The organism is Microbacterium sp. Leaf161 (assembly GCF_001423645.1).
In the GTDB taxonomy this organism is placed as follows: Bacteria; Actinomycetota; Actinomycetes; order Actinomycetales; family Microbacteriaceae; genus Microbacterium; species Microbacterium forte.
In genome coordinates, this window is record NZ_LMOW01000001.1 from 2,505,077 (window position 1) to 2,522,217 (window position 17,141).

Below are 17,141 nucleotides of genomic sequence, written 5' to 3' on the forward strand. Positions count from 1 at the left end.
AGCGGAGGCTCAGCCGCGCCGGATCGGTCCCGATGTCGACCTCGCTGACTACGCTGGCGAGATGAGCATGGGTGGCGGACGCGGTGGATTCCGCGGGGTGGATGAGACCGCGCAGCGTCGGCTCAACGCAGAGGCGCCGCGGATCAGCGGCCTGGGTGCCAGAGTGATCGCCCTCTTCCGGCCCTACCGATGGCGCATCTTCTGGACCGGCGTGCTGGTCGTCATCGGCGCCGCGATCGCGGTGATCCCTCCGCTGATCGTCCAGCGCATCTTCGACGACGCCCTTTTCCCGGTCGACGGCGGGGGGCCGCGGCTGCAGCTGTTGATCTGGCTCGTCTCGGCGATGGTCGGATTCTTCCTCGTCTCGGCCGTGCTCGGAGTGGCTCAGACCTGGCTCACCTCGACGGTCGGCAACAGCGTCACCGGCGACCTCCGTGTGCGCCTGTTCGAGCACCTGCAGGCGATGGAACTCGGCTTCTTCACCCGGACGAAGACAGGCGTGATCCAGTCCCGCCTGCAGAACGACGTCGGCGGCGTCTCAGGGGTGCTGACGAACACCGTCACCAGCATCCTGGGCAATGTCGTCACCGTGATCGCGTCGCTCGTCGCGATGATCCTCATCGACTGGCGTCTCACTCTGATCGCCGTCGTGCTGATGCCGTTCCTGATCATCGTCCAACGCCGCGTGGGCCAGGTGCGTGCGCGCATCGCGGGAGAGACGCAGGAGTCCCTCTCGGAGCTCACCTCCATCACGCAGGAGACGCTGAGCGTCTCGGGGATGCTGCTGTCGAAGGCGTTCAACCGCCAGCGCACGGAGTCCCAGCGATACCAGGCCGAGAATCGCAACCAGGTCACGCTGCAGGTGCGGCGAGCGATGAGCGGCCAGGGCTTCTTCGCCGTCGTCCAGGTGCTGATGGCGAGCGTGCCTGCCGTGATCTACCTCGTCTCGGGCTACCTCATCGCCGGCGGCAGCGGCGCCATCACCGCCGGCACCGTCGTGGCCTTCACGACCGTCCAGGCGCGTCTTCTGCAGCCGCTGATGGGACTCATGCGGGTGTCGCTCGACCTTCAGACATCATCCGCGCTGTTCGCGCGCATCTTCGAATACCTCGACCTCGTCCCCGAGATCCAGGACGCTCCGGATGCGATCGCCGTCGCCGAAGCCCCGGGGCCGCGCGGACGGATCGAGTTCGCGGATGTCGTCTTCCGCTACCCGGACGCGGCGCCCGACGCTCGACCCACTCTGCAGGGCGTGTCTTTCGTCGCCGAACCGGGACAGCACGTGGCATTCGTCGGTCCGTCCGGCGCCGGTAAGACGACGGTGCTGTACCTCGCTCCGCGGCTGTACGAGGCGCACGGCGGCGCCGTGCTCTTCGCGGGCGCGGACGTGAAGACCCTCACGCAGGAGTCCATCATCGATCAGGTCGGCATCGTGTCTCAGGAGACCTACCTGTTCCACGCCACGATCCGCGAGAACCTGCTCTACGCCCGCCCGGAGGCGACCGACGAGGAGATGATCGCGGCCTGCACCGCGGCGAACATCCACCACATCATCAGCGGGTTCGAAGACGGCTACGACACGGTGGTCGGGGAGCGGGGATACCGTCTCTCGGGCGGTGAGAAGCAGCGCATCGCGATCGCGCGTGTGCTGCTGAAGGATCCGCCCGTGCTTCTGCTCGACGAGGCCACCTCCGCTCTCGACACCGTGTCGGAGCGGGTCGTACAGGAGGCACTGGACGAGGCCGCGAAGGGGCGCACGACGCTCACGATCGCGCACCGTCTCTCGACGATCATGGGTGCAGATGTCATCCACGTCGTCGAGGCGGGGCTGATCGTGGAGTCGGGAACACATGCCGAACTCCTCGCTCTGGGCGGTCTCTACGCCGAGCTCGCCGCGCAGCAGGTCGCCGCATCACGCGTGCTCGACACGGAGATGGTCATCGAGACGGCGGTCACGGGAGGCATGCGTGCCGCTCTCGCCGACCGCAGAGCGGACCGGGCTCCGGAGGATTCGGCCGGAGCGGATGCGGTCGATGCGCTCACCGCACCGGTTCCGCTGCTCGATATGCCTCGCGCGGACGAGCGGGTGTACCCGGCCGAAGGGTGAGACGCGGTCAGTGCACCGACAGGCCGCCGTCGATGAACAGCGACTGCCCGGTGACATAGCTCGAGCCGACGCCCGCGAGGAACACGGACGCCGCCGCGAAGTCAGCCGGCATTCCGTTGCGCCCGATCATCGTCCGGGCCGCCAGCGCCGCGATCTGCTCCGGGTCCTCCTGCAGGCGTGCGTTGAGCGGAGTGAGCACGAATCCGGGAACCAGAGTGTTGCTCGTGACTCCGGTGCCGCCCCATGCCTCGGCCTCCGAGCGCATCAACGACTCCACCGCTCCCTTCGACGCTCCGTAGACGCCGCTGCCGACGAAGGCGCGATGCGCCTGCTGCGAGCTGACGTGGATCAGGCGCCCGAAACCGCGCTCGGCCATGCCGGTGGCGTAGCGCTGTCCGAGCAGGAACGGGGCGAGCGCATTGACCGTCATCGTCGCATCCCAGTCTTCCTCGGAGATCTCGGCGTACGGCGGGCGGATGTTGATCCCGGCGGAGTTCACGAGGATGTCCGGCTCGCCGAACGGCTCGGCGGCGGCTTCGGCGAGGTCTCGTATCCCTCCTCGGGAGCCGAGATCTCCGACGACCCCGGCTGCCCGGCATCCGGCGATCGTGAGCTCGGCGACGGTCTCGGCGATCCGGGCTTCGCCGCGCGCGACGATCACCGTGGCGGCCCCCGCCCGCGCGAGTGCGGTCGCGATGCCTCGTCCGATGCCCGAGCTGCCGCCCGTGACGACGGCTGTGCGGCCCTCGAGCGAGAAGAGGTCGGCGAGGTACTGGTTCATCGGTCTCCAGGTGGCGAGGCTCACCATGCCAGGGCGGCGGTGAGGGCGGGGTCGGGGCGGGCATCGGCGTGCTCGGGAAGTGCTTCGATCTCGGCGACGAACGCGTCGATCTCCGCTGAGTACGCGGGATCGGCGTGGGTGCGTGCGATCTCGAGCAGTGGAGGCACATCCATGGCGAGGATCAGTTCGAGCCGCGCCGTGACGGCAGCCTGGGCGCCCGCCTCGTGCAGCACTCGGATTCCCCCGCGCAGAGCGTCGAGGTAGTCGCGCAGCACCGGGAGCTGCGCCCGGCCCTGCGTGATCGAGGTGCCGTCGGCCCGCAGACGCCAGTGCACGACGGTGTCGGGGATGACGTCGAAGCTGCGCGCGCGGGTGTACATGAGCTGCGCGACCACCTGGTCTTCGTACGCCACGCCCTCGGGAAACCTCAGGTCGCTCCAGAAGGCGGTGCGGCTGACCTTCGACCACGCGACGATGTTGGCGCTCGCGCGGGGGTGCTCCATGATCGTGGTCCGCAGCCGCGCAGGAGACGTCGCAGCCGACACCCATGGCTGCACCCGCCCGGCGGCATAGCGCTCGCCGTCGAAGCGCGATCGCACGTACGCGCCCGCGACGAAATCGCTGCCGGTCTCGGCGATGGTGCGGAGGAGGCGCTCGAGCGCCGTCGGGGTGAGCTCGTCATCGCCGTCGAGAAACCCGACGAAGGGGGTGTCGACCAGCTCGAGGCCCACGTTGCGTGCAGCGCCGAGCCCCCGGGACGCCTCGTGTCGCAGGCTTCGGAACCGCGGATCCGACGCGGCGGCTGCGGCGAAGATCTCTCCAGTGTCGTCGACGGAGCCGTCATCGATGAGGAGAGCGCGCCACCGGGTCTCGGACTGCGCGCGCAGCGAGTGGAGTGCGGCGGGAGCGAACGCGCCGATGTCGCGGCCGGGGACGATCAGGGTCACGATCGGAGCGGTGGCGGTCACCAGCCGAGTCTATGGCCGCATGCGCAGCTCTCGCCGTTCAGGAGTGGGCGACCGCGCGCACCGACTCGGCCACCAGCGCGCCGAGCCGCTCGGGCAGATCGGAGGGCAGCATCTCGCGTCCGAAGGTGAAGCGCACGGAGGTCTGTGCGACCGCAGGGGATACCCCGCACGCGAGGAGCACATGCGAAGGGTCGTCGCTTCCGGCAGCGCAGGCGGAGCCGCTCGACGACACGACTCCCCGTCGCTCGAGCTCGAGCAGAACCGCCTCGCCGCTGACGCCGGTGAACGTGAAGCTCGCCGTCGCGGGAAGCCGCGCCACCGGGTCACCGGTGAGCGACGCCTGCGGCACGAGCGACTGAACCACCTCGACGAATCGTCCCGTGGATGCGCTGAGGCGGGCGTTCACCTCGTCGCGCTCCGCTTCGGCGAGCTCCAGCCCAGTGGCGAGGGCCACCGCCCCCGCGACGTTCTCGGTGCCGGAGCGGCGACCCCGTTCCTGGCCGCCACCGTGCATCAGGGGTTCGAGAGCGACGCGTCCGCGCACGCCGAGCGCCCCGATCCCCTTGGGGGTCCCGAGCTTGTGCCCGGCGACCGCTATCGCATCCGCCCCGAGATCGGCGAGCGGCAGCCACCCCGCCGACTGCACAGCGTCCACATGCAGCGGTACGCCGGCATTGCGGGCCGCCGCCGCGAGTGAGGGCACGTCCTGGATCGTGCCGATCTCGTTGTTCGCGTGTCCGATCGCCACCAGTGCGGTGTCCTCGCGCAGCGTCTCCTTCAGCGCAGCAGCCGAGATCCTGCCGAGGGCGTCGACCGGAGCGGCCGACACCTCGACCCCGTGGAAGCGACGCAGGTAGTCCGCGGACTCGAGGATCGACTCGTGCTCGATGGGCGAGACGACCAGATGTCCGTGGCCCCGCGCGAGAGCCGCGAGCACGATCCCCTTCACCGCGAGGTTGTTCGATTCTGTGCCACCGGAGGTGAAGATCACGTCGCCGGAGCGCATCCCGAGCACCCGCGCGACCCGCGAGCGCGCGTCGTCGAGCGCGCTCGCCGCAGCCTCGCCGTACGTGTGATGGCTCGACGGGTTGCCGAACACCCCGGCGAGGAACGGGCGCATCGCGTCGAGCACCTCCGGGCGAACCGGGGCAGTCGCGGCGTGGTCGAGATAGAGCATCTGCGTCAGTCGATCCGCACGTCCAGGCCGAGGTCGAGCGCCCTGGCCGAGTGCGTCAATGCGCCGACCGAGATCACGTCGACTCCCGTCGCCGCGATGCCGCCGACCGTATCGAGATTCACCCCGCCCGAGGCCTCGACCTGCGCACGGTCGCCGATCAGCGCCACTCCTGCGCGCAGCTCATCGAGCGAGAGGTTGTCGAGCAGCACGGTGTGCGCGCCGCCGTCGAGCACAGCCGGGATCTGATCGAGCCGATCGACCTCGACGACCACATGGGTGGTGTGGGGCAGGCGCGAGAACGCGTCGCTCAGGGCGGTGGCGAGGTCGACTCCCGAGCGCTTCAGCACCGCGAGATGGTTGTCCTTGGCCATCACCGCGTCGGACAGGGAGTGGCGGTGGTTGTGTCCGCCCCCCGAGAGCACGGCATGCCGTTCGAAGGCGCGGAGCCCCGGGGTCGTCTTCCGGGTGTCGGCGATGCGTGCCGATGTTCCCTCGATGGCGCGCACGTACGCGGCGGTGACCGTCGCGATGCCGCTCATCCGCTGAGTGAAGTTGAGTGCGATGCGCTCGGCGGTGAGGATTCCGCGGGCGGGGCCCGACACCGAGGCGAGCACGTCACCCGCCGCGAACGCGTCGCCGTCGCCCACGTGCACATCGGTCGAGATGGTCGGATCGGTGAGATGGAACGCAGCCGCGAAGACCTCGCCCCCGCTGAAGATCCCGGCTTCTCGAGCGACCAGGTCGGCGGTGGCGGTGGCGTCCGAGGGCAGCAGAGTCGTGCTGGTGAGGTCGCCCCAGGGAGCGTCCTCCTCGAGCGCAGCGCCGACGACGCGGGTGATGTGGGCGGGGGTGAGCATCAGACGGTCTCCAGGAGAGGTGCGGCGACGGATTCGCGGAAGTGCGCACCGATCGAGTCGGTGCGAGCGAGAGCTGCGGATGCCGTCGCGTCGGCGAGCAGGAGCAGGTTCGCGTCCTCGCGCTCGGCGACGGTGGTGGGATCGGGAGCGGTGGCGAGCCAGCGACGCAGCGTGATCAGGGCGTACCGGAGACCGTCCTCCGAGCGCAGCAGACCCACGTGGTCCCACATCAGTCGCTGGAGTGCTGCCCGACTGAATGCGGTGCCGTGATCGTCCACGTCTGAGTCGGGGCCATCGCCGTGCGTCGGGTCGTTCGCCTGCCCGCCACGCACGGTCATCGGAGGATGCTGCCAGGGCGCCTCGAGTGCCGCTGCCGCGCGAGCGCCGAAGACGGCACCCTCGAGAAGGGAGTTCGAAGCGAGGCGGTTCGCTCCGTGCACGCCCGTGCGCGCCACCTCGCCCACGGCCAAGAGGCCCCGGATGGATGTGCGGCCGTCGAGGTCGGTGGCGATGCCGCCCATCAGGTAGTGCGCTGCCGGTGTCACGGGAATCGGCTCGGAAGCCCAGTCGAAACCGCGTTCGCGTGTCACCCGATCGATCGTCGGGAACCGATGTGCGAGCCGGCGTCTTCCGATCATCGTCGCGTCGAGACGCACGGGGGAGCCTTGCCGGGCTGCCTGGCGGGCGATCGCGCGTGCGACGACATCGCGCGGGGCGAGTTCGCCGTCGGGGTGGCTGTCGAAGACGAATCGCCGACCGGCCCCGTCGATCAGGGTCGCGCCTTCGCCGCGAACGGCTTCGGAGACCAGGAACGCGGGCCCCTCGCCCAGGATCGTCGGATGGAACTGCACGAACTCGAGGTCCGCGACAGCCGCGCCGACACGGAGAGCTGCAGCGATGCCGTCGCCGGTCGCCCCCAGGGGGTTCGTGGTGTGCGCATAGAGGCGACCGGCACCGCCCGTCGCGATGATCACCGCATCTGCGGAGAGGTCGGAGGCCACGCCGTCGACCACCACGCGGATGCCGCGCGCGATGCCGTCTTCGACGAGCAGGTCGGCGAGGAACGCGCTTTCGACCACGGTGACGTCGGTGCTGCGAACAGCAGCCACCAACGACTGGGCGATCGCCGCCCCGGTGGCATCGCCGCCGGCGTGCACGATTCGGGCGTGACGATGAGCAGCCTCGCGTCCGAGCAGGAGCTCGCCGTCCGGCGAGCGGTCGAATGCGACGCCCCGGGCGATCAGCTCGGCGATCCGGGCCGCGCCGTCGCGCACGAGAACCCCGACGGCGACCTCATCCGAGAGGCCTGCCCCCGCTTCGATCGTGTCGGCCGCGTGCTGCGCCGCAGAGTCGCCGGTGCCGTAGATCCCGGCGACGCCGCCCTGCGCGTACCCCGTGGAGCCGTCGCCGATCGCTCCCTTCGTCACGAGGGTGACCGAGTGCCCTGCCTCTCGCGCATGCAGCGCCGCGGTCAGTCCGGCGATCCCCGAGCCGACGACGACGACGTTCATCGTGCGCTCGTCACCACGGGCGGCTTCGCCGCCAGCATCCGCTCGAGAGCGATGCGTGCGGGGTCGGCCACATCGGCCGTGACCGTGATCCGGTTCGGCGTGCGACCCGCGACGAGCTCTTCGAGCACCCACGCGAGGTACCCGGGGTGGATGCGGTACATCGTCGAGCAGGGACACACCACCGGGTCGAGGCAGAAGATCTCGTGCTGGGGGAACTGCGCGGCGAGGCGGCGGACGAGGTTGATCTCTGTACCGATCGCGAAGGTCGTCGGCGTGGTCGCAGCGGCGATCGCTCGGCGGATGTAGTCGGTCGAGCCCGCTTCGTCGGCCGCGTCGACGACGGACATGGGACACTCCGGGTGCACGATCACTCGCACGCCGGGGTGCTCGGCCCGCGCCTGGTCGATCTGGTCGACGGTGAACCGACGGTGCACCGAGCAGAACCCGTGCCAGAGGATCACTCGGGACTCCACGAGCTCGGATGCGGAGGAGCCGCCGAGCGCCTTGCGAGGGTTCCACATCGGCATCTGCTCGAGAGGCACGCCCATCGCCTTCGCGGTGTTGCGTCCGAGGTGCTGGTCGGGGAAGAACAGCACCCGCCGCGCGCGCTCGAACGCCCACTCGAGCACGGTCTGCGCGTTCGACGAGGTGCAGACGATGCCGCCGTGTCGGCCGACGAAGCCCTTGATCGCGGCGGAGGAGTTCATGTACGCGACGGGGATCACCGGCACGCGGCCGTCCTCATCCTGCGCGTCGAGGTCGCCGAGAACCTCTGCGAGCTGCTCCCAGCAGTCCTCGACCTGGTCGATGTCCGCCATGTCCGCCATCGAGCATCCGGCGGCGAGATTCGGCAGGATCACGGCCTGATCGGGGCCGGAGAGCAGGTCGGCCGTCTCAGCCATGAAGTGCACGCCGCAGAAGACGATGGCCTCGGCATCCGGCCGCTCCTTCGCTGCGGTCGCGAGCTGGAAGGAGTCGCCCACATAGTCGGCATGCCGCACCACCTCTTCGCGCTGGTAGAAGTGCCCGAGGACGACTGCGCGGTCGCCGAGCACCGCCTTCGCCGCGCGGATGCGCTCGTCGAGGTCGGCCTCGCTCGCCTCACGGTACGCGGCGGGGAGCTCACCCTGACGAGGTGCTCCGGTCGGGATGACGTCGCCCATCGACGACCCTGGGCCGTAGCCGGGGCGGGAGTCGAAGTCCCAGGGGCCAGCGGCGAGGTCGGTCGTGCATGTCGCGTCGGTCGAAGCGCCCGACACGATCGACTGGATCGCGTGGTCGACGGAGGCGTCGAACGGCTGCACGGCCGGTGTCGGAACGAAGGTGATGCTCATCGGGTGCTCGTCTCCTCAGGGCCGAGCGGGCCGTGATCGGCGAGCTCGACATCGGTGTTGTAGCGGTACAGGCGGGCGGGGCGGTGGTTGCCGGTGCGGAAGCGGTCTGTGGGCAGGAGGTTGCCGGCCGACTCGACCTGACGGCGGAAGTTGGCGGGATCCAGGTTCTTGCCGAGGATCGCCTCGTAGGCCTCGCGAAGGTCGGCCAGAGTGAATTCGGCGGGGAGGAAACCATGGGCGACACGGCTGTAGCCGACTTTGCTCCGCAGCCGCCACAGGGCGTACTCGACGATCTTCGCGTGGTCGAAGGCCAGCGCTGGCAGCTCGTCGAGCCCGAACCACCGCACGTTCTCGGGGGCGCGACCCGATGCGCGGTGAGTCGAGCTCTGTGCGTCGACGTCGTCCTGGCGGAGCAGCGCCCAGTACACGATCGAGACGACGCGTGTGGGGGAGCGGTCGACCGCCCCGAACGCATAGAGCTGCTCGAGATAGCTCGGGGTCAGTCCGGTGGTCGCCGCAAGGGTTCGAGCTGCGGCGTCGACGGGTGATTCGGTCTCGGTGAGCCACCCTCCGGGGAGGGCCCACTGTCCGGCGAAGGGTTCGCGGGTGCGCAGCACGAGAGGCAGCGCCAGCACCGCCGAACCGTCGTCGGTGCGCCGAAGAGTGAGGATCACCGTCGATACGGCGACGTCGATACCTCTGCTTTGGGTCATAAGTACCTTAACCTCCTGATTCGATCTTAGTGTCATAGGGACTGTTAGTGCACCTTCATGACTCGATGATCCCCGAGGCCGAAACGTTATATACCAGCGTTCTGACCTCTTGTCGCTATGAATGGGATTTGTTAGGTTACTGTCCTAACAAATCCCTTCCCGGGATCTGTTACGAGCCCCATCCCGGGGTTCGTCTCCACACCCGGAGAAATCCCTCCTGCAGTGCAGCACCGAGAGGAAATACAGAATGATCCGTAACGGAAGGCGCAAGATCGCGCTCACCGCTGTGGCGGGGGCATCCGTCCTCGCCCTGGGTTTGACAGCCTGTGGCGCAGGCGGCGGCAACGAGGGGAGTGGTGGCGACGGCGACCGGGCTCTTCGCGTGTGGGCCGGCAGCCAGACCCCCATCACCGCGAACTACAACCCGTTCGCCCCGAACGTGCTCCACGGTGCGACGGGCCCGATCTACGAGACGCTGTTCTTTTACAACAAGACGACTGACTCCGAACCGGTCGGCCTGATCGGCGACTCGTTCGAGTACAACGAAGACGGCACCGCGATCACGATCACCATCAAGCCCGACCTCAAGTGGAGCGACGGAGAGCCGCTCACCGCAGCGGACGTCGCGTTCTCGTTCACCTACGAGGCCAACAATCCCGGAGGTAACGGCCTCGTCTCGGCCGAGGCGACTGACGACACCACCGTGGTCCTCACCTACTCGAGCGCTCAGTACACCACCGAGTACCAGCGTCTGGGGTCGACCTACATCATTCCTGAGCACATCTGGGCGGATGTTTCGGATTTCGCCAACTTCGCCAACGAAGAGCCGGTCGGCTCGGGTGCCTACGTGGTCGAGAAGACGACGAGCGAGTCGTACACGCTCGTCGCCAACGAGAACTTCCGCGATGCCGACGAGCTCGGCGTCAAGAAGGTCCAGTACATCGCGGTCGACAACAACCAGACCGCTCAGGATTTGCTCGCCGCAGGGAAGCTCGACTGGACGTCCATGTTCATCCCGAACCCGGACGATGTCACCTCGAACGGGGTGATCGACTGGATCAACACCCCGCAGGACCCGACGGTGCTCTACACCTGCTCGAACGCTGATCTCGGCTGCACAGGTCCGCAGACCGATGTCGCCGTGCGTCAGGCGCTCAACGTCGCGATCGACCGCGCGGCGATCAAGGACAAGGCGTTCGTCGGCCTGACGGGCGACGTCTCGCCGACGTTCGCTCTGCTTCCCCGTGACGAGAAGTGGGTCGCGGATCCCGCCAACGAGATCAGCCCCCAGGAGGCGGACGCCGCGGAGGCGGGTGAGATCCTCGAGGCCGCCGGTTACACGAAGGACGGGGATTTCTACGCGAAGGACGGCGTGCCGCTCGAGCTCAGCCTGATCTCGGTCGACGGGTGGACCGACTACAACGATGCGGCCAAGCTGATCGCCGAACAGGCCGAGGCTGCCGGCATCAAGATCACAGCCTCCACGGTGCAGTGGCAGGAGTTCGTCGATGCTCGTCAGGGAGGCGAGTTCCAGCTGATCGTCGGCGGCGTCGTGGGCACCTCTGTTGCAGACCCGTTCCAGATCTACCGCGATTGGTTCGGAGGCACAGCAGTCGAGTCGACCAGCCCGGTCGGCACGGAGGTGCCCCCCGGGCGGTGGAACTTCAGCCGGTACAGCAACCCCGTCGTCGACGCAGCCGTCGCGGACGCGACCAGCACGAACGACGAAGCTGAGAAGCAGGCGCTCTACGGCACGATCCAGACCGAGATCGTCCGTGACCTGCCCTACATCCCGCTCGTGATCAACGCGACACAGACGTTCTACAACTCGAGGGACTTCACCGGGTGGGTCACGGAGGACGACCTCTACTCGTTCCCGGCCCCCTGGGAGAAGGTTGCGTCCGGCTACGTCCTGACGCAGCTCGAGCCGGTGAACTAAGCACATGAAGTCGGGGAGCAGGAAGCAAGGTCAGTGACATGAAGTTCTATGCACGAAGAATCGGGTTCTACGCGTTCACGCTGTGGGCCGCGATCTCACTCAACTTCCTGCTTCCCCGGCTCATGCCGGGGAACCCGGCGGACATCATGATCGCCAAGATGCAGCGAGCAGGCGGCGAGGTCTCCGAGACCACGATCCGCAACATCAAGCTGCTTCTCGGCGGTGATGACTCCTCCCTCTGGGAGCAATACATCGGGTACTGGGGTCGCATGTTCCAGGGCGACCTGGGCATCTCCGTCACCAAGTTCCCGGCCCCGGTGAGTGAGCTGATCGGGCAGGCCTTGCCCTGGACGCTCATCCTCGTCGGCACGGTGACCGTGATCTCCTTCATCCTCGGCGTCGTACTCGGCGCCTGGGCCGGATGGAAGCGCGGAACCTGGGTCGATCACCTGATCCCCGCGACCACCGTGCTGCAGTCCATCCCCTACTTCTGGATGGCGCTGCTCCTCGTCGCGATCTTCGCAGTCGGGCTCGGCTGGTTCCCGATCTTCGGCGGTTACGACGTCTTCGAGTTCCCCGACGGCCCAGAGCCCACGTGGGCGTTCTTCACGAACGCGCTCTCGCACGCGATCCTCCCCGCCATCACCATCGTCATCTCGTCGGTGGGCGGCTGGATGTTCGGGATGCGCAACATGATGGTGCAGACCATGGCCGAGGACTACGTGCTCACGGCCGAGGCGAAGGGGCTTCGGCCCCGCCGCATCATGACCACGTATGCCGCTCGCAACGCGGCGATCCCGTCGATCGCGGGTTTCTCCATCACCCTCGGATTCGTGGTCGCAGGCTCCATCGTGATGGAGCAGGTGTTCACCTATCCGGGCATCGGCAAGCTGATGTTCCAGGCGGTCACGAACAACGACTATGCGCTGATGCAGGGGCTCTTCCTCGTCATCACCATCACGGTGCTCGCCGCCAACTTCATCATGGATCTCGTCTATGGCTTCATCGACCCGAGGGCGCGCCAGAATGTCTGACTCCGAGAACGCAGTGCTGATCATGAAGGATCAGCCCACGACCCAGCCGGCGAGCACCATCTCGCTGGCGACCCAACGGGGGCGCAAGCGCCGCCGCGTGCTCCCGATCACGTCGCCGAAGTTCGTCGTCGGCGCCGTCCTCGTGCTGTCGATCGTGCTCTTCGCGATCATCGCCCCGATCTTCTCGCAGGATCCGCGAAGCACCGACAACCCGGCCCTGCTCCCTCCATCGCCGGAGCACTGGCTCGGCACCACCAAGCTCGGCAACGACATGTTCGCCCAGCTCGCGATCGGCGCACAGGGTTCACTCCTGGTCGGCGTCGTCGCCGGCGGCATAGCCATCGTCCTGTCTCTCCTCTTCGGGGTCCTCGCCGGATACCTCGGCGGATGGCGCGAGGATGCGCTCGCACTGCTGACCAACGTCATGATCGTGATTCCGGGGCTGCCGCTGGTCATGGTGATCGCGTCGTTCGTGCCGGAGCGCAACTGGCAGCTCGTCGCCTTCGTCCTCGGCATCACGTCCTGGGCCGGCGCCGCGTACGTGCTGCGTCTGCAGACTCGATCCCTGCGCACGCGCGACTACGTCTACGCGTCGAAGGTCGCGGGGGAGAGGTCCTTCCGGGTGATCCTGGTCGAGATCATGCCGAACCTGCTGCCGCTGCTCACGGCGCAGTTCCTGTTCGCCATCATCTTCGCGATCCTCGGTGAGGCCGGTCTCTCGTACCTCGGTCTCGGTCCCACCTCGTCGATCACCTGGGGGACCATCCTCAACGATGCGCAGTCGGGCCAGGCGCTCGGACGAGGTGCGTGGTGGTGGTTCGTACCCCCGGGGATCATGATCGCCCTGCTCGGCGCCGGGCTCGCGCTCATCAACTTCGCGATCGATGAGGTCATCAACCCTAAGCTCCGTAACGCGCCCGATGCGGCGCGCCGCGTGCGCAAGGCGGCCAAGACGAAGGGAGTCGCCGCATGAGCGCTCCGGATGCGGTGCTGACCGCACGCAACGTGTCGATCGAGTACGAGGTCGACCCGCCCGTGAAGGCGGTTCGCAACGTCTCGCTCACTCTCAACCGGGGAGAGATCCTGGGGCTGGCCGGCGAATCGGGCTGCGGCAAGACGACCCTCGCCTACGGCATGAACCGGCTGCTCAAGGCGCCCGCGCTCATGACGAGCGGCGAGATCGTGTTCCACGACCGCGACGGGCACGACATCGATATCGTCGCGCTCGACGGCGACGGTCTGCGCGCGTTCCGCTGGGACAAGATCTCCATGGTGTTCCAGGGGGCGATGAACTCGCTCAACCCGGTGATCAGCGTCAAGGCGCAGATCTTCGACATCTTCGACACCCATCGACCAGGCATGTCCAAGAGGGACAAGCAGGCGCGGGCCGAAGAGCTGCTGACTCTCGTCGGGGTCGACCCGTCGAGGCTCACGAGCTTCCCGCATGAGCTCTCCGGCGGCATGCGTCAGCGCATGATGATCGCCATGGCGCTCGCGCTGGATCCGCAGGTCATGATCATGGACGAGCCCACCACCGCGCTCGACGTCGTGGTGCAGCGCGGCATCATCCGCGAGATCATGCGGCTGCGCGAGCGGCTCGGCTTCGCAGTGATCTTCATCACCCATGATCTGCCGATGCTGATCGAGATCAGCGACCGGATCGCCGTGATGCTGCAGGGCCAGATCGTGGAAGAGGGCACGGCCGAGGAGATCTACCGCACGCCTCAGCACGAGTACACGAAGAAGCTGCTGTCGAGCTTCCCGAGTCTGACCGGCGAGCGCGGAGACTTCGTCCGCACCGGCAACCAGCCCAGTCAGGAGGAGATCCGATGAGTGCTCCCACCCTCGAAGCCCGCAACCTGGTGAAGGACTTCACCCTGCGATCCGGGCTCAGGACATCGACCCTCCACGCGGTCAAGGACGTCTCGTTCACGATCGAAGCGGGCAAGACGGTCGCCCTCGTGGGCGAATCGGGGTCGGGCAAATCGACCATCGCGCGGATGCTGATGAAGCTCGAGACGCCGACCAGCGGGCAGATCCTGCTCGACGGCAAGGATGCGGGCATGCGGGGCCGCGCGGTCGAGGACTACCGCTCGCAGGTGCAGATGGTCTTCCAGGATCCTTTCGCCTCGCTGAACCCGTTCCACACGATCGTCCACCACCTGGAGCGCCCGATCAGGCTCCACCACCCCAAGCTCTCCGGTGGGGAAGTGCGTGCGCGCGCCATCGAGCTGCTCGAGCGCGTGCGGCTGTCACCCGGCGAGAGCTTCGCCGAGCGGCGCCCGCATGAGCTGTCCGGAGGTCAGCGTCAGCGTGTGGCGATCGCGCGGGCGCTCGCGCCGGGGGCACGCTTCATCGTCGCCGATGAGCCCGTCTCGATGCTCGACGTCTCGATCCGGCTGGGCGTGCTCAACCTGCTGGCCGACCTGCAGCGGGAGGAGAATCTCGGCGTGCTCTACATCACGCACGACCTCGCGACGGCTCGGCACTTCAGCGACGAGGTCATGGTGCTCTACAAGGGCGACGTCGTCGAGCGCGGGCCCGCTGACGAGGTCATCCTCAATCCGCAGCACGAGTACACGAAGACGCTCCTCGGGGCGGCGCCGGAGCCCGAGAACCTCGGCCGCCTCCGGGATGAGGTCAGGGCGGAGCTCGCCGGTCGCTGAGCATCCGTTCCGGTCCCCCTTCGTGCCGCCGGCCACTCGTTCGCGCGGCACGAAGGGCGACCGGAACGGCATCCGTCTCGGAGCACACGACCCGCTAGACTGATCGCACAAGTGAAGACAGGCCGAATGACCCACGCGGGAGAGCCCCGGCGAACGCAGCCGGGCACCGAAGGAGCAAGCCTCCCCGCCAATCTCTCAGGTACGCGTACCGCGCGGTTCCGGCCACTCTGAAAAGCGATTTCCAGCGAAGCGAGAAATCGGGTTGAGCGAGGCCGCCGGAGGCGCCCGAGTCGAAACCCCTGGGGACATGCATTCTGCGCGTCTCCGTGTCTTCGCCGGCGGTCCGCCGACGGTGAAAGCCCAGTCTCTGGGCGAAGCTCTCAGGCCCATGACAGAGGGGGAGTTCCGAGGAACGGCGTCTGCGCTGTTCCGCCCGACCCAGCCCGGGAGAACTCCATGTCCGACCCTCGCTACACCCCGCTCCGTGAGCGCCATGAGGCGCTCGGCGCCTCGTTCACCGACTTCGGCGGCTGGCAGATGCCTGTGCGCTACACATCCGACCTCGCCGAGCACCACGCCGTGCGGCAGGCCGCCGGGATCTTCGACATCTCGCACATGGCCGAGTTCCTGGTCACCGGCGACTTCGCCGGCGAGTTCCTCGACTACTCCCTGGCCGGACGACTCTCCGCGATGCCCGTGGGCAAGGCGAAGTATTCGCTCATGCTCGCGGACGACGGCGGGATCATCGACGACGTCATCGTCTACCGGCTCGCCGATGACCGCTTCCTGGTGATCGCGAACGCGGGCAACCGCGGATTCGTCGACTCGGCGTTCGCGTCACGAGTGCGCTCGTTCCCCTCGCGGATCGAACGTGAACGTGCGCCGCTCGCCGCAGGGGAGGACCGCACTTTCGAGGGCTTCCTCGGAGATCGCGGGGTCGACGTCGAGGACGTCTCCGACGAGTACGCGCTGCTCGCCGTGCAGGGCCCCGCATCCGAGGCGATCGTCTCGTCGACGGCCGGCATCACCGACCTCAGTACTCCGTGGGCGGAGCAGAAGTACTACGCGTGGGCCGACGCGATGTTCCTGGGGGCGCCGCTTCTCCTCGCCCGCACCGGGTACACCGGCGAAGACGGCTTCGAACTGCTCGTGCGTGTCGCCGATGCCCCTGCACTCTGGGACGCACTCACCGAAGCCGGACAGAAGCACGGACTCGTGCCCGCCGGCCTCGCTGCGCGCGACACTCTCCGACTCGAAGCGGGCATGCCGCTCTACGGCCACGAGCTCTCCCGCGAGACGAAGCCGTCGCAGGCCGGGCTCGGTCGCGTCGTCGTGTCCGACAAAGAGGACTTCATCGGCAAGGGAGCGGTGGATGCCGCATCCGACGCTCCGGTTCTCGTCGGTCTCGTCGCCGAGGGCAAGCGCGCCGGACGGGCGGGCTACTCCGTGGTCGACGCAGACGGTGTCGTCCTGGGTGAGATCACGAGTGGCGCCCTGAGCCCGACACTCGGCCATCCGATCGCAATGGCCTACGTCGCCCCTTCTTCCGCTGCGGCGGGAACCGCAGTATTCCTTGATGTGCGGGGAACCAGGATCCCCGCGACCGTGACCGCTCTGCCTTTCTACCGGAGGACCAAATGACCGACCTCAACGCACTCAGCTATACCGACGAGCACGAGTGGATCGCCGCTGACGGCGACACCGTGACCATCGGCATCACCGACTATGCGGCCGACAAGCTCGGAGACGTCGTCTTCGTCGAGCTCCCGGCTGTCGGCACCGAGGTCACCGCCGGTTCGGTCGTGGGCGAGATCGAGTCGACCAAGTCGGTCGGCGAGCTCTACGCCCCGGTCACGGGCACGATCGTCGAGATCAACGACTCCGTCGTCGACGACCCCTCGCTCGTGAACGCCGAGCCGTTCGCCGGAGGCTGGCTCATCAAGGTCTCCGTCGGTGCCGGTGCGCTCGACGGCCTGATGGATCGCGACGCGTACGTCGCTCTCACGGAGGGCTGATCGACCAGTGGTCTCTTTCGCCGATCGTCATATCGGAAC

At 67.8% G+C, this 17,141-nt stretch carries 15 protein-coding genes and 1 riboswitch; of the genes, 8 read left to right on the forward strand and 7 right to left on the reverse strand.

The genetic code is table 11. The annotated features are described in order from the left end of the window. The first annotated feature begins 61 nt into the window (after positions 1–61). Complete coding sequence (locus tag ASF87_RS11930; protein WP_056376130.1) at positions 62–2,107, forward strand: ABC transporter ATP-binding protein; 2,046 nt, start codon at positions 62–64, stop codon at positions 2,105–2,107. Between the two features lie 7 nt (positions 2,108–2,114). Here ASF87_RS11930 and ASF87_RS11935 read toward each other — a convergent pair whose 3' ends face one another. The 7 genes from ASF87_RS11935 to ASF87_RS11965 are packed head-to-tail and all read right to left on the reverse strand — an operon-like array spanning position 2,115 to position 9,448. After that, a complete protein-coding gene (locus ASF87_RS11935; protein WP_056376132.1) occupies positions 2,115–2,888 on the reverse strand; it encodes an SDR family NAD(P)-dependent oxidoreductase in 774 nt (257 codons plus the stop codon). 20 nt (positions 2,889–2,908) lie between these two features. Further along, positions 2,909–3,856 (reverse strand): glycosyltransferase family 2 protein, encoded by a 948-nt coding sequence (locus ASF87_RS11940; protein WP_056376134.1) that lies wholly within the window; start codon positions 3,854–3,856, stop codon positions 2,909–2,911. A 37-nt stretch (positions 3,857–3,893) separates the two neighbouring features. Further along, the gene (locus ASF87_RS11945; RefSeq protein ID WP_056376136.1) at positions 3,894–5,033 is read right to left on the reverse strand and encodes a cysteine desulfurase family protein; all 1,140 of its coding nucleotides are present in this window, start codon (positions 5,031–5,033) and stop codon (positions 3,894–3,896) included. 5 nt (positions 5,034–5,038) lie between these two features. Further along, positions 5,039–5,890 (reverse strand): carboxylating nicotinate-nucleotide diphosphorylase, encoded by an 852-nt coding sequence (gene nadC, locus ASF87_RS11950; RefSeq protein WP_056376139.1) that lies wholly within the window; start codon positions 5,888–5,890, stop codon positions 5,039–5,041. Then, positions 5,890–7,401 (reverse strand): L-aspartate oxidase, encoded by a 1,512-nt coding sequence (gene nadB / locus ASF87_RS11955; RefSeq protein WP_056376141.1) that lies wholly within the window; start codon positions 7,399–7,401, stop codon positions 5,890–5,892. Before nadB ends, nadC begins: the two co-directional genes overlap by 1 nt. After that, positions 7,398–8,735, reverse strand: a complete 1,338-nt coding sequence (nadA, locus tag ASF87_RS11960; RefSeq protein ID WP_056376143.1) for a quinolinate synthase NadA — start codon at positions 8,733–8,735, stop codon at positions 7,398–7,400. The genes nadB and nadA overlap by 4 nt, the downstream gene beginning before the upstream one ends. After that, positions 8,732–9,448, reverse strand: coding sequence for an NUDIX hydrolase (locus tag ASF87_RS11965; RefSeq protein ID WP_056376145.1), 717 nt, complete (start codon positions 9,446–9,448; stop codon positions 8,732–8,734). Before ASF87_RS11965 ends, nadA begins: the two co-directional genes overlap by 4 nt. 247 nt (positions 9,449–9,695) lie before the next feature. Between ASF87_RS11965 and ASF87_RS11970 the strand changes: the two genes are divergently transcribed. The 7 genes from ASF87_RS11970 (at position 9,696) to gcvH (ending at position 17,102) form a co-directional block, all read left to right on the forward strand. Further along, entirely contained in the window at positions 9,696–11,387 is a 1,692-nt protein-coding gene (locus ASF87_RS11970) for an ABC transporter substrate-binding protein (protein ID WP_056376147.1), read from the forward strand. A 38-nt stretch (positions 11,388–11,425) separates the two neighbouring features. Continuing rightward, complete coding sequence (locus ASF87_RS11975; RefSeq protein ID WP_056376149.1) at positions 11,426–12,421, forward strand: ABC transporter permease; 996 nt, start codon at positions 11,426–11,428, stop codon at positions 12,419–12,421. Continuing rightward, on the forward strand, positions 12,414–13,394 hold the full coding sequence (locus tag ASF87_RS11980) for an ABC transporter permease (protein WP_056376152.1): 981 nt from the start codon (positions 12,414–12,416) through the stop codon (positions 13,392–13,394). Before ASF87_RS11975 ends, ASF87_RS11980 begins: the two co-directional genes overlap by 8 nt. Continuing rightward, positions 13,391–14,254, forward strand: a complete 864-nt coding sequence (locus ASF87_RS11985) for an ABC transporter ATP-binding protein (protein ID WP_056376154.1) — start codon at positions 13,391–13,393, stop codon at positions 14,252–14,254. The genes ASF87_RS11980 and ASF87_RS11985 overlap by 4 nt, the downstream gene beginning before the upstream one ends. Next, complete coding sequence (locus ASF87_RS11990) at positions 14,251–15,087, forward strand: ATP-binding cassette domain-containing protein (protein WP_056376156.1); 837 nt, start codon at positions 14,251–14,253, stop codon at positions 15,085–15,087. Before ASF87_RS11985 ends, ASF87_RS11990 begins: the two co-directional genes overlap by 4 nt. A 126-nt stretch (positions 15,088–15,213) precedes the next feature. Continuing rightward, positions 15,214–15,308, forward strand: a riboswitch (glycine riboswitch). A 235-nt stretch (positions 15,309–15,543) separates the two neighbouring features. Next, the gene (locus ASF87_RS11995; protein WP_056376158.1) at positions 15,544–16,728 is read left to right on the forward strand and encodes a glycine cleavage system aminomethyltransferase GcvT; all 1,185 of its coding nucleotides are present in this window, start codon (positions 15,544–15,546) and stop codon (positions 16,726–16,728) included. Then, positions 16,725–17,102, forward strand: coding sequence for a glycine cleavage system protein GcvH (gene gcvH / locus ASF87_RS12000; protein WP_056376160.1), 378 nt, complete (start codon positions 16,725–16,727; stop codon positions 17,100–17,102). Before ASF87_RS11995 ends, gcvH begins: the two co-directional genes overlap by 4 nt. Positions 17,103–17,141 lie beyond the last annotated feature (39 nt).

Excerpts from the sequence above, each read along its gene's own strand:
- ASF87_RS11930 (WP_056376130.1), top strand. The coding sequence starts at position 62 with ATGAGCATGGGTGGCGGACGCGGTGGATTCCGCGGGGTGGATGAGACC.
- ASF87_RS11935 (WP_056376132.1), bottom strand. The coding sequence starts at position 2,888 with ATGAACCAGTACCTCGCCGACCTCTTCTCGCTCGAGGGCCGCACAGCC.
- ASF87_RS11945 (WP_056376136.1), bottom strand. The coding sequence starts at position 5,033 with ATGCTCTATCTCGACCACGCCGCGACTGCCCCGGTTCGCCCGGAGGTG.
- nadC (WP_056376139.1), bottom strand. The coding sequence starts at position 5,890 with ATGCTCACCCCCGCCCACATCACCCGCGTCGTCGGCGCTGCGCTCGAG.
- nadB (WP_056376141.1), bottom strand. The coding sequence starts at position 7,401 with ATGAACGTCGTCGTCGTCGGCTCGGGGATCGCCGGACTGACCGCGGCG.
- nadA (WP_056376143.1), bottom strand. The coding sequence starts at position 8,735 with ATGAGCATCACCTTCGTTCCGACACCGGCCGTGCAGCCGTTCGACGCC.
- ASF87_RS11965 (WP_056376145.1), bottom strand. The coding sequence starts at position 9,448 with ATGACCCAAAGCAGAGGTATCGACGTCGCCGTATCGACGGTGATCCTC.
- ASF87_RS11970 (WP_056376147.1), top strand. The coding sequence starts at position 9,696 with ATGATCCGTAACGGAAGGCGCAAGATCGCGCTCACCGCTGTGGCGGGG.
- ASF87_RS11975 (WP_056376149.1), top strand. The coding sequence starts at position 11,426 with ATGAAGTTCTATGCACGAAGAATCGGGTTCTACGCGTTCACGCTGTGG.
- ASF87_RS11980 (WP_056376152.1), top strand. The coding sequence starts at position 12,414 with ATGTCTGACTCCGAGAACGCAGTGCTGATCATGAAGGATCAGCCCACG.
- ASF87_RS11985 (WP_056376154.1), top strand. The coding sequence starts at position 13,391 with ATGAGCGCTCCGGATGCGGTGCTGACCGCACGCAACGTGTCGATCGAG.
- ASF87_RS11990 (WP_056376156.1), top strand. The coding sequence starts at position 14,251 with ATGAGTGCTCCCACCCTCGAAGCCCGCAACCTGGTGAAGGACTTCACC.
- ASF87_RS11995 (WP_056376158.1), top strand. The coding sequence starts at position 15,544 with ATGTCCGACCCTCGCTACACCCCGCTCCGTGAGCGCCATGAGGCGCTC.
- gcvH (WP_056376160.1), top strand. The coding sequence starts at position 16,725 with ATGACCGACCTCAACGCACTCAGCTATACCGACGAGCACGAGTGGATC.